This window comes from Arthrobacter sp. H5, from assembly GCF_000520595.1.
In the GTDB taxonomy this organism is placed as follows: domain Bacteria; phylum Actinomycetota; class Actinomycetes; order Actinomycetales; family Micrococcaceae; genus Arthrobacter_D.
In genome coordinates this window covers 1-11,869 of record NZ_KI914983.1, presented here as the reverse complement: position 1 = coordinate 11,869, position 11,869 = coordinate 1, and the positions used below count along the sequence as shown (strand labels likewise).

11 protein-coding genes are annotated in these 11,869 nt (G+C 62.8%); 3 read left to right on the top strand and 8 right to left on the bottom strand.

From position 1 onward, the window contains the following. Positions 1–317: 317 nt before the first annotated feature. Positions 318–2,027, top strand: coding sequence for an HNH endonuclease signature motif containing protein (locus Y708_RS0105365; protein ID WP_155853706.1), 1,710 nt, complete (start codon positions 318–320; stop codon positions 2,025–2,027). Positions 2,028–2,126: 99 nt separating this feature from the next. Here Y708_RS0105365 and Y708_RS0105360 read toward each other — a convergent pair whose 3' ends face one another. From Y708_RS0105360 to Y708_RS0105330, 7 genes are all read right to left on the bottom strand, one after another. Then, positions 2,127–2,966 (bottom strand): HpcH/HpaI aldolase/citrate lyase family protein, encoded by an 840-nt coding sequence (locus Y708_RS0105360; RefSeq protein WP_028279131.1) that lies wholly within the window; start codon positions 2,964–2,966, stop codon positions 2,127–2,129. Next, complete coding sequence (locus Y708_RS0105355) at positions 2,963–3,454, bottom strand: MaoC family dehydratase (protein ID WP_028279130.1); 492 nt, start codon at positions 3,452–3,454, stop codon at positions 2,963–2,965. Before Y708_RS0105355 ends, Y708_RS0105360 begins: the two co-directional genes overlap by 4 nt. Continuing rightward, positions 3,444–4,100, bottom strand: coding sequence for a CoA transferase subunit B (locus Y708_RS0105350; protein WP_028279129.1), 657 nt, complete (start codon positions 4,098–4,100; stop codon positions 3,444–3,446). Before Y708_RS0105350 ends, Y708_RS0105355 begins: the two co-directional genes overlap by 11 nt. A gap of 2 nt (positions 4,101–4,102) precedes the next feature. Beyond that, positions 4,103–4,888, bottom strand: a complete 786-nt coding sequence (locus tag Y708_RS23050; RefSeq protein ID WP_035775396.1) for a CoA transferase subunit A — start codon at positions 4,886–4,888, stop codon at positions 4,103–4,105. A 79-nt stretch (positions 4,889–4,967) separates the two neighbouring features. Further along, positions 4,968–6,128 (bottom strand): acyl-CoA dehydrogenase family protein, encoded by a 1,161-nt coding sequence (locus tag Y708_RS0105340; protein WP_028279128.1) that lies wholly within the window; start codon positions 6,126–6,128, stop codon positions 4,968–4,970. Continuing rightward, positions 6,125–8,203, bottom strand: coding sequence for an acetyl/propionyl/methylcrotonyl-CoA carboxylase subunit alpha (locus Y708_RS23045; protein ID WP_035775395.1), 2,079 nt, complete (start codon positions 8,201–8,203; stop codon positions 6,125–6,127). Before Y708_RS23045 ends, Y708_RS0105340 begins: the two co-directional genes overlap by 4 nt. Before the next feature lie 5 nt (positions 8,204–8,208). Further along, positions 8,209–9,813, bottom strand: coding sequence for a carboxyl transferase domain-containing protein (locus Y708_RS0105330; protein ID WP_028279127.1), 1,605 nt, complete (start codon positions 9,811–9,813; stop codon positions 8,209–8,211). A gap of 121 nt (positions 9,814–9,934) precedes the next feature. Here Y708_RS0105330 and Y708_RS0105325 point away from each other — a divergent pair, with 121 nt between their 5' ends. Beyond that, positions 9,935–10,546, top strand: coding sequence for a TetR/AcrR family transcriptional regulator (locus Y708_RS0105325; RefSeq protein WP_028279126.1), 612 nt, complete (start codon positions 9,935–9,937; stop codon positions 10,544–10,546). 75 nt (positions 10,547–10,621) lie between these two features. Next, on the top strand, positions 10,622–11,089 hold the full coding sequence (locus Y708_RS0105320) for a GNAT family N-acetyltransferase (RefSeq protein ID WP_081746487.1): 468 nt from the start codon (positions 10,622–10,624) through the stop codon (positions 11,087–11,089). Positions 11,090–11,170: 81 nt separating this feature from the next. Here Y708_RS0105320 and Y708_RS0105315 read toward each other — a convergent pair. Further along, the coding region (locus tag Y708_RS0105315; RefSeq protein WP_028279124.1) for a dihydrolipoamide acetyltransferase family protein at positions 11,171–11,869 on the bottom strand (699 nt) is incomplete at its 5' end.

Genomic DNA, 11,869 nt, shown 5'->3' with positions numbered 1-11,869 from the left:
ATGTCGGCCCGCCGCTCGGCGACCGGGAGCTCAGGGGGATAGGTGATGTTCAATGCCATGGTTGGGTCCAAGTCTACTTCCGCAAGGTGTGCGGTGATCGCCCTCGCTCATTCGTCGAATGTGTCCCGATGGTTGACCCCTTGCCACGTGGTGCCTGCATCGCACTGGGTGGGCGACCAAAGCCGCTTGCGGCTGCGGGGAGACCGGGTGCGGGAGACTCTCACGCCGAAGTAAAATATCCGGTGTTCGCTGTGGGCATAATGGGTTCGAATGTCCGTTCGGGTAATAATGTCGGTGGCGGGTGATGGACTGTAGTCATGGATTCAGAGGAGACGCAGTATCGAGGGTGCCCGGGTTGTGGCTGGGAGGGTTGCAGCGGCGGTGCCTGCGCTGACACGCCGTACGCCGATGGCGCTTCTCCCGGGGGTCCCGGCGGCGCTTCTCCGGAGGGTCCCGGCGGCGCCGATCCGGGTGGTCCTGGAGATTCGGAGGGTCCCGATGTCCCGGAGGGCGGCGGTAATGGTCGGTGGGTTGGTCCGTTGGTGTGGGCGTCGGACTCCGACGGCGCCGCAGGCGGGCATGCAGCGTTGGCGGGTCAGGTGGTGCACCGGCCGGTCGGGGAACTGGATTTCGGCGTCGCGTTGGGCGGGTTGGAGGAACTGGCTGGTCTGCGGTCCTGGATCGACGCGGCCGAGGCCCAGCTGATCGCGAGGGTCAGGGTCCTGGCCGGGGAGGAAGTCACCGCCCGTGGTTTCCTCAGCGTATCCGGGCGGCGGCTGGCGGATTCACTGACGGCCTCGGAAATCGGTGCCCTGCTCCGGGTCCCGGACGGAACCGCGAAACGGCTCCTGGACGAATCGATCCTGCTCACCGAATACAACCAGCCCACCCTCGAAGCATTGCAGGACGGCAGGATCTCCCGCCGACACGCGGTCACCATCGCGCAGGAATGCGCGGGGATCCCCGCCGCAGCGGTACCCGCCTTCGAACAAGAGCTCATCGGCGTGGCGGAGCAGACAACCGTCGCGAAACTCGGACGGCGGGCACGCCGGCTGAGGGAGGAACACCACCCGGAATCCCTCACCGCACGCAGGAACAAAGCGGTCCAGGACCGCAACATCATCCTCGAACCCGGCCAGGACGGGATGGCCTGGCTCAGTGCGTACCTGCCCGCCGAGCAGGCCTGCGGGATCTACAACCGCGTCGACACCGCAGCCCGCACACTGCAAAGCCCCGAAGAGTCCCGGACACTGGGACAGCTCCGCGCCGACGTGTTCAGTGATGTCCTCACCCACACCTGCACCGCAGACCCAACCCAGGGCACCGGACACCGGGGCATCAGCGCGAAGGTCTACATCACCGTCCCCGCCCTGACCCTCCTCGGCAGACACAAAGCCGGCTGCACCAAAACCAACAACAGCACCCCCGGAAATCGCACCGGAAGCGGCAACGGCGGGAATGGCACCGGCGGCGGCAGCAGCAGCACCGGCAGCAGCACCGGCGGCAGCAGCACTACCGGGGATGTTCCTGCCGGTGATGTTCCTGGTGTGCGCAGGGTGTGTGAGTGCGGCGGGATCGACGGAGTCACCGGCCTGGAGGCCTGCGCGCCCGGTTTGTTGGAGGGGTATGGTCCGATCGACCCGGACACCGCGAGACGGCTGGCAGCTCACGCACCCTCGTTCACCCGGATCCTGACCCACCCGGAAACCGGTGCAGTCCTCAGCGTCGGACGCGACGCCTACCGGCCGCCGCAACACCTCAAAGACTGGACCCGGATCCTTAACCCGACCTGCACGCATCCAGGCTGCAACGTCGCCGCGTCGGCCTGCGAAATCGACCACACCGTCGAGTGGGCCGCCGGAGGGCATACAGCACTATGGAATACCCACCCCGACTGCAACCGGCACCACATGTACAAAACCGAAGGATTCTGGGGCGGAGAACAACCCGAACCCGGAACCTTCACCACCACCTCACTCGCCGGAAAAACCTACACCACCCTCCCCGAACCACCCCCACCCTTCTAACAGTGAGTGGGCGGTGCAGGCGATCGAGCGTAGCGTCTTTGGACGTGCCGAACTCAGCGACGCTGGCGATGTGACCCTAAGCGATGAAAACGGACCAGTCTAGGACTCGGAACCGGCCCTGTACCGCTCGGCCCGCGCCAGAACCTGTTCGGCATGACGCAGGATTGGTCCGTCCACCATCCTTCCGCGGAACTGGAAAACTCCACCCTGGTGTGAGGCTTCCTCCAGCAGTTCGCGGGCCTGCGCAATGTCCCCGGCGGAGGGGAGATAGGCTTCCCGGATGACCGCCACCTGACTCGGATGGATGCACGCCTTCGCGCCGAAACCAGAAGCAACCGCATCGCGTGACTCCTCAGCCAGGCCGTCAAGGTCTGAAATGTCCACATACACCGAATCGATTGACTGCTTTCCGGCAGCACCCGCCGCGAGCAGCACCTGGGACCGGGCGTGGAGCGCCACGTGACGGTAACCGCCGTCGTCGTTCCGGCTCGATAACCCGCCCAACGACGCAACCAGGTCTTCCGCACCCCACATCAGCGCAACCACATTGGGCTCAGCCGCCATTGCAGACGCGTTCAGCACACCCAAGGCAGTTTCGCACAGGGCAATGACGCGGAACCGGTTGAGTGACCACAAATCGGCCGCACCCTCGGCTTTCGCCAGCATCACCGTGCGGTATTGCGTGTCACGCAGGGCCTCAACATCAAACGTGAAATCGTGGGTGGACGCCGCGTTCAGCCGGACGATGGTTCGATCGGGGTCCAGCCCAGAGGCAATCAGTGCTTCCCGCGCAGCCGGTTTGTCACCCGGCGCGACAGCGTCCTCGAGGTCCAGGATGACAGCGTCCGCCCGCTCCGCAGCCTTCGCAAAACGTTCCGGCCGGTCCGCCGGGCAGAACAACAACGCCGGCCCCATCGACAAACCATCCTGCGAAGTCATGATTTTTTGTGCCCTTCCTGCGTCCACATCAGCACCGAGCGGGTCACTAAGGCAACCACGTCCCCGTTCTCATTGCGTCCGGTGTGCGACATGGTAACAATGCCCTGGCCCGGCCTGGATGCGGACAACCTCTTCTCCGTCACCTCTGAGTCGGTGTACAGGGTGTCTCCGTGAAACATGGGATGCGGAAACTTTACGTCGGTCATCCCGAGCTGCGCCACGATGGTGCCCTGCGTCAGCTGCGTCACGGACTGCCCGACGACGGTTGCCAGGGTAAGCATCGAATTTACCAACCGCTGGCCAAAGGGCTGCGTCCCGCTCCACGCCGCATCCAGATGCAGCGCCTGCGTATTCATGGTCAGCGTGGTGAACAGCACGTTGTCCGCTTCGGTCAGGGTTCTGCCCGGCCGGTGCGAATAGACGACGCCGGTCTCAAGCTCATCGAAATAGAGTCCCCTTTGGAGCACCGTACGCTTCTCAGGCTCCATCCAGGTCAACCTCCAGTGTGGCGGCGGTGGCGGCTACGACGTTTTCAACGCTCACCCCGGGCGCCGTCTCGCGCAGTATCAGGGTCCCGCCCTTGCGATGATGCTCAACATCGATGACTGCCAGGTCTGTGATGATCCTGTCCACACATCCCTTGCCGGTCAGGGGCAATGAGCATCGGTCAACAATCTTGGGATTGCCGTTCCGGTCGGTGTGCTCCATCATCACGATCAGCCGTTTGGCACCAAAGACGAGGTCCATGGCACCACCCATTCCCTTGACCATTTTGCCGGGAATCATCCAGTTGGCGAGGTCTCCGTTCGCGGCCACCTCCATTGCGCCCAGCACCGCGACGTCAACGTGGCCGCCTCGGATCATCCCAAACGATGCCGCCGAGTCAAAGAACGCGGAGCCTTTATTGACCGTGACTGTTTCCTTGCCCGCGTTGATCAGATCCGGATCCAGCTGCTCCTCGGTGGGATACGGACCCACCCCGAGGATGCCGTTTTCGGAGTGGAGCACCACCTCCACGCCAGCTGGAATGTAGTTGGGGATCAACGTGGGCATGCCGATGCCCAGGTTGACGTACTGGCCGTTCTCCAGTTCCTGGGCAACGCGCGCCGCCAGTTCGTTTCGTGTCAGAGTCATGATCAGACCACCTTTGCTTGGGCAGTTGGTTCGGTTGAATTGAGCGACACTGTCCGCTTCTCAATCCGCTTCTCCACCTCGGAGGCGAGCACCACCCGCTGCACAAAAATGCCCGGAATGTGAACATGTTCAGGATCCAACTCGCCCGGCTCCACCAGCTCCTCCACTTCGGCGATGGTGATCCTGCCCGCCTGGGCGCACAGTGGATTGAAGTTCATGGCCGTTGCATGGAAAACAAGGTTGCCATGCCTGTCGCCCTTCCAAGCGTGCACCAGCGCGAAATCAGGGCTCACCGACTCCTCCAGGACATAGTCCTGGCCGCCAAAGGTGCGCACCTCCTTTGGTTCCGACGCAACCGCGATGTTGCCGGCGTCGTCGTACTTCTGCGGAAGCCCGCCCTCGCTCACCTGCGTACCCACACCCGCAGTGGTGTAGAAGGCGGGGATGCCCGCACCACCCGCACGCAGCTTTTCGGCGAGCGTTCCCTGCGGAGTGAGCACCACTTCCAGCTCGCCGGAGAGGTACTGGCGCGCGAACTCCTTGTTCTCGCCCACATATGAGCTGAGCGTGCGGCGGATACGGTGATCGTCAAGCAGCCGGCCCAGCCCCCAGCCGTCCACTCCGCAGTTGTTGCTGATGGTTTCAAGATCCTTGGTGCCTTGATCGTGCAGGGCATCGATCAAGGCGACCGGAATTCCGCAGAGACCAAAACCTCCAACGGCCAGTGAGGCTCCGTCCGGAATATCGGCGACCGCCTCGGCCGCCGTTGCAACAACTTTGTCTATCACTGCTTCTCCTTCGACGCGGTGCTGAAATAACGATCAAACGCGGTGCTGAACTACGCACACTGCTGATTGGAACGCTGGACTATAGGCCAAGCTCCCGGGCAATGAGCATCAACTGTACTTCGGTAGTGCCCTCCCCCACTTCAAGAATCTTCGAGTCGCGGTAGTGGCGCGAAACCGTGAACTCGTTGATAAACCCATAGCCGCCAAACACCTGGGTGGCATCACGTGCATTGTCCATGGCGGCTTCGCCTGCCACCAGCTTAGCGATGGAGGCCTGCGTCTTAAACGGCTTTCCGGCAAGCATGCGGGACGCGGCATCGTAGTAAGCCAGGCGGGCGGTGTGCGCACGTGTCTGCATCCGGGCAATCTTGAACTGGATGGACTGGTAGCTGCCGATGTTGCTGCCGAAAGCGTGGCGCTCCTTGGCATAGCGGATGGACTGCTCAACACAGCCCTGGGCAGCGCCCGTCGCGAGCGCGGCAATGGCAATGCGGCCCTCATCGAGGATCTGCAGGAAGTTGGCGTAGCCGCGACCGCGCGCGCCAAGAAGGTTCGCTTCTGGCACGCGTACGTCCTGCAGGGTCAGCGGGTGGGTGTCGGAAGCGTTCCAGCCCACCTTGTTGTACGCTTTTTCGGCGGTGAAGCCGGGCGTGTTGGTGGGGACCAGGATGGTGGAGATTTCCTTCTTGACCGAACCGTCCGCGTTGCCGGTGGTGTCCGTGACTGCGGTTACCGTGACCAGTTTGGTGATGTCTGTTCCGGAGTTGGTGATGAACTCCTTGGTGCCGTTGATGACCCATTGCCCGTCGACCACCTTTGCGGTGGTCTTGGTCCCGGACGCATCTGAGCCTGCTTCGGACTCGGTCAGACCGAATCCACCGAGGGCCTTACCACTCGCGAGCAGTGGCAGCCACTCCTGCTTCTGCTCCTCGGTGCCAAAGCGGTATACCGGCATGGCCCCGAGGGACACACCGGCCTCCAGTGTGATGGCAACCGACTGGTCTACCCGCGCCAGCTGCTCCAAGGCAAGGCACAGCGCAAAGTAGTCTCCGCCCATGCCTCCGTACTCCTCAGGGAACGGGAGTCCAAACAGACCCATGTCGGCCATTTGGTCCACCACTCCGTAAGGGAAGCTGTGTTCCTCATCGTGCTTGGCGGAAACCGGCGCAACCACCTCGTCCGCGAATTCGCGGACGGTGTCCACGAGGTCCTGGTATTCCGAGCTCAGTTCAAAATTCATGGTGTGGGATCTTCCTGTTGTGTGGGCGTGCTTCCGGCATCGGGGTTCTCCCGTTCTGCCGGGTTTTCAATATGGATATGAGCCACGACCTCGTTGGCCTTGACCAGGTCACCCGGTGAAAGTTTGATGGACACCGTCCCTGCGACAGCCGCCGTCAGCTGATGTTCCATCTTCATCGCTTCCACGCTGAGCAGCACCTGTCCCTCCTCCACCTGATCCCCGTCCGCCACCTGCACCGCGATGACGGTCCCCGGCATGGGTGAGCGGACTTCCGGGTCGACGGTCCCAACAGCCCGGGCAATGAGTGTCAGATCAGCGGTGAGCTGCTCCCGCCGGGTCAGGCTGCGCACACCTGCGGACCACCCGTTGTCGAACAGCCAGACGGTATTCCCGTCAACGGTGAAGTTGTTCGGATACCGGATCCCGTTCACGGTGACGCTGTGCGAACCATCGAACCCGCACGTGAACTGCTGGTCACCGATCAGCACGAGGAACCGGCCGTCGGCGCGGGTCACATGCACTGTCATGGTGTCCTGACGTCCCATCTCAAACCGAAGTGTGCGGCCGGTGTGGCGTCCGCCAATCCGCCAGCCATCCCGCCGGTCCCACGGTGAGCCGGCGCTCCGTGCGGGCGGATCCGAGGCAACGACGGAGTCCGCATAGGCCACAAGAGTTGCGGCTGCCAGTGCAAGCTCTTCATCGCTGATCCGCCGGAAGGACAGCCCGGGCAGCTTCCGCTCGATCATGGTGGTATCGAGGTGTCCGGCCCGCACGTCGTCGTCGTTGATCAACAGCTTGAGGTACTCGACGTTGGTGTGGATGCCCAGCACCCGGGTGCGCGACAGTGCGTCATCCAGACGGTCCAGCGCCTGCGCCCGGTCTTCTCCCCACGCGATCACCTTGGACAGCATCGGGTCATAGGTCGGAGAAATTTCCAGACCAGGCACCAGCGCACTATCGACCCGGATGCCATCGCCGGCCGGCTCGCTCAGCGACACCACCGTCCCAGCCGACGGTAGGAAGCCCGCCTCCGGGTCCTCCGCATAAACGCGCGCCTCGACTGCGTGGCCGGCAAGGACGACGTCGTCCTGCGAAACGGTGAGTTTCTCACCGGCGGCGATGCGCACCTGCCACTGCACCAGGTCCAGTCCGGTGATCATCTCAGTCACGGGATGCTCCACCTGAAGCCGGGTGTTCATCTCCATAAAGAAGAACTCATCGGGCGCTGCGTCCGACACCAGGAACTCAACAGTGCCGGCTCCGGAATAGTCAACGCTCCGCGCAGCATCGCAGGCGGCCTCACCGATGCGGGCACGTGTAGCCTCATCCAGCAACGGGGATGGGGCCTCCTCGATGACCTTCTGATGCCGCCGCTGCAGGGAACATTCCCGCTCGCCGAGATGAATGACGTTGCCGTAGTTGTCCGCCAGGACCTGTACCTCGATGTGGCGGGGCGTGCGGATCAACCGTTCGAGAAACAGCGTGTCGTCGCCGAAGGCAGACGCCGCGACGCGACGTGCTGTGAGGAGGGTCGCCGGCAGGTCCGCGGGCCGTTCCACCACGTGCATTCCCTTGCCGCCGCCTCCCGCCGACGGCTTGATCAGCAGCGGAAACCCTACGCCGGCGGCAGCGTCAATGAGTTGTTCATCAGTCAGGCCGGACTGCGCAATACCCGGAACCACTGGAACGCCGTGCTCCATGACGTGGTTCTTGGAGCGGATCTTGTCGCCCATGACATTCAGTGCGTGCACGCTGGGGCCGATAAAGGTGATTTGCTCCTGCTCCAGGCGGGCCGCAAAGTCCTTGTTCTCGCTGAGGAAGCCGTAGCCGGGATGCACTGCGCCGGCGCCGGTAGCCCGGCAGGCTGCGATGATCGCGTCAATATTGAGATAGCTCTGCGCCGGGGACGCGGGGCCGATGCGCACGGCGAGATCCGCTTCGCGAGCGTGCCGCGCACCGGCGTCGGCATCGCTGTAGACAGCCACCGACCGGATGCCGAGTGCGCGCAGCGTACGGATCACCCGGCAGGCAATTTCGCCCCGGTTGGCTACAAGTACTGTGTCAAACGGTTTCATTCCACTCACATCCGAAAGAGGCCAAAGGAGGTGTCCGGCACCGGCGCGTTGGCGCACACATCGAGCGCCAGACCAAGCACCGTGCGGGTGTCCGCGGGGTCGATAATGCCGTCATCCCAGAGACGGGCGGTGGAGTAATAAGGACTACCCTGCGCCTCATATTGAGCGCGGATGGGCGCTTTGAAGTCTTCCTCGTCCGCTGCGCTCCACTGCTCGCCGAGGCCCTCCAGCTGATCGCGCTTCACGGTGCTGAGCACAGCGGAAGCCTGGTTGCCGCCCATCACCGAAATCCGGCTGGCCGGCCACATCCAGAGGAAACGCGGCGAGTACGCCCGTCCGCACATCGAATAGTTTCCGGCACCGAAGGAACCACCGACGACGACGGTCAGTTTGGGAACGCGGCACGTCGCCACGGCGGTAACCATCTTGGCGCCGTTCTTCGCGATGCCCCCGGCTTCGTAGTCCTTGCCCACCATGAACCCCGAGAGGTTCTGCAGGAAAATCAGCGGAATCCTGCGCTGGTCGCACAGCTCAATGAAATGCGCACCCTTCAACGCAGACTCGCCGAACAACACTCCGTTGTTGGCGACGATCCCTACTTTGTGTCCGTGGAGAGTGGCGAAGCCAGTGACGAGGGTGGTGCCGTACTCGCGCTTGAACTCGTGAAATTCGCTGCGGTCAACCAGCCGGGAAATGATTTCACGCGCATCATAGGAAGCGTTCACATCAACCGGAACAGCTCCGTACAGCCCGTCAATATCCTCGGCCGGTGGATCGCTCGGGAGAACGTCCCAGGCTGGTGTGGTCGATGGCAGTGTGGAGATGATGTCACGGACAATCTCCAGGGCATGATGGTCGTTCTCCGCCAGGTGGTCTGTGACGCCCGAGATTTTGGAGTGGACGTCTCCCCCGCCGAGCTCTTCGGCCGTGACAATCTCACCGATGGCCGCCTTAACCAAAGGGGGACCGCCAAGGAAGATTGTTCCCTGGTTGCGGACAATCACCGTTTCATCGCTCATCGCAGGAACATAGGCGCCGCCCGCGGTGCAGGAACCCATCACTGCGGCGATCTGCGGGATCTTTTTTGCCGACATGGTGGCCTGGTTATAGAAGATCCGGCCAAAGTGCTCCTTGTCCGGAAATACTTCGTCCTGTTTGGGTAGGAACGCTCCTCCGGAGTCCACGAGGTATACGCACGGCAGGTTGTTTTCCAGCGCGATTTCCTGCGCCCGGAGGTGCTTCTTCACCGTCATCGGGTAGTAGGTTCCACCCTTGACGGTTGCGTCGTTGGAGATGACAAGGACATGGCGTCCGTGCACCAGGCCAACCCCAGCGATAACCCCCGCACCCGGGCACTCGTCGTCGTACATTCCGTTGGCAGCCAAGGGCGCGATTTCCAGGAAGGGACTCCCGTGGTCGAGCAGTTGATCAATCCGTTCCCGCGGCAGAAGCTTTCCGCGCGCGAGGTGCCGTTCCCTTGAACGCGGAGGCCCGCCCAGGGCGGCCTCAGCCAGCCGCCGGCGAAGTTGGGTGGCCAGTTGCCGCTGCTCGCCGTCGTTCTTGGTGAATCCTGGACCGGTGGGCTCCAGTCGGGAAGTCAGGGTCTCCATTGACATCCTTTGCGATGATAGCTGGGTGCACTCAGTTAGCGTTGATTAACTGAGTTTAGGTTAGTAGCTATTAACTCAATTGTCCACCAAGATGGAGTGAACACCTCCACGAAAGGACGGCATGGACGCACCTCCTACGGCAACCCGGGTGACGGGACGCAGCATCGCCAAGGCGTCCCGCCGCGCTGCCCTGCTGAACGCTGCGGCCCAACTCTTTGCCGAGCGCGGCTACAAAGGCGTGTCCATCGAGGATCTCGGTGCGGCAGCCGGGGTCAGCGGACCCGCGGTCTATCGCCATTTTAGCGGCAAGCCCGCCGTGCTCGCCGCGCTGTTGGCTGGGGTGAGCGAAGACCTGCTGGAGGGAAGCAACGCGGTGGTGGAGGACTCGCCGACGCCGGAGCATGCTCTGAAGGGGCTTATCGAGTTCCAGGTGGACTTCGCCCTGCGCAATGCCAATGTAATCCGTGTCCAGGACCGCGACCTGAGCAGCCTGTCCATCGAAGATGAGGAAACCGTCCGTTCTCTCCAGCGTCGCTACGTGGAGGTATGGGTGGACACTATGGCACTGAGAACTCCGCAGGTTGAACGGGCCCAGCTGCGTCGGAAGGCCCACGCTGCTTTTGGGCTGATCAACTCGACCCCCCATTCCACCCACCGCCGAAAGAGCAACCGTGACACCGCCGAACTGCGCACCCTGCTCGAACAGATGGCCTGGGCCGCCCTCAACGCCTGAGAACCAGCGCCCCGGCGGAAATGCCTAGTAACCTGTTGCTAACTGCCGATTGACCGTCCTACCGAAAGTTTCCCCGTGATAAAGCTACGCGCCGTTGAACCCGCCGATGTGGATGAGTTCTTTTCCCACCAGCTTGATCCCAGCGCCAATCACATGGCCGCTTTCACCGCCAAGAATCCCGCAGACCGCGGCGTATTCAACCACCATTGGCAAAATGTCCTCAACGACCCCAAGGTCACGGTGCGGACCATTACCACCGATGACGCAGTGGTGGGCAGCATCCTCGCCTACCAGAACGAGGAAACACCCGAGATCAGCTACTGGATCGACAAGGCGCGGTGGGGGCAGGGCATTACGACGGCGGCGGTGGGTCTTTTCCTTGAAGAGTTCACCGAGCGGCCCTTGCGTGCCCGCGCCGTCGCCGACAATGTCAGTTCCATCAGGATCCTGGAACGCTACGGTTTTGAGCACATCGGTGAAGTTCAGGGGTTCGCCAACGCCCGTGGCGCGGTGGTCAAGGAACTGGTGCTGGAACTGAAGTAGCGACGCAGAGGCCGAGGTCACCCCGCATACCGGGTGACCTCGGACAGCGGGGATGACTTCGGCGGGTTTAGATCGCCCCGGTTAGACCATGGTCAGAACCATGCCCGGATCCGACAGGATGGTCCCAATGTCAGCGAGGAACCGTGAACCCTGTTCGCCGTCGACCAGCCGGTGGTCGAAGGACAGGCTGAGCGTCATGACCTGCCGCAGGGCAATCTCTCCCTGATACTCCCAGGGAGTCCTGCGCACGGATCCCATCGCGAGGATTGCCGCCTCCCCTGGATTAAGGATGGGCGTGCCCGCATCGATTCCGAAGACGCCAACATTGGTGATCGAGATGGTTCCGCCGGCAAGGTGGGCGGGGCTGGTCTTTCCGGCACGGGCAGTTTCGGTCAGGGTTGTCAGCGCGGTGGCCAGTTCCTTGAGTCCAAGCCCGTCGGCATCCTTGATGTTCGGCACCATCAGGCCACGCGGTGTTGCAGCCGCAATGCCCAGGTTGACGAAGTGATGCTGCACAATCTCTCCGGCATCCCCGTCCCACCTGCTGTTAACCGTTGGATTTCGGTCAACAGCAATGCACAGTGCCTTGGCCACGACGGTCAGCGGAGTCACCCGCGTATGGGCAAACGCGCGGCTGGATTTGAGCTTGGCCACCAATTCCATGGTGGGCGTGACGTCCACGGTCAGGAATTCGGTCACGTGTGGTGCAGTGAACGCACTTGCCACCATGGCGGCCGCCGTGTGCTTGCGGACCCCCTTGATCGGCGTTCGGGTCTCGCG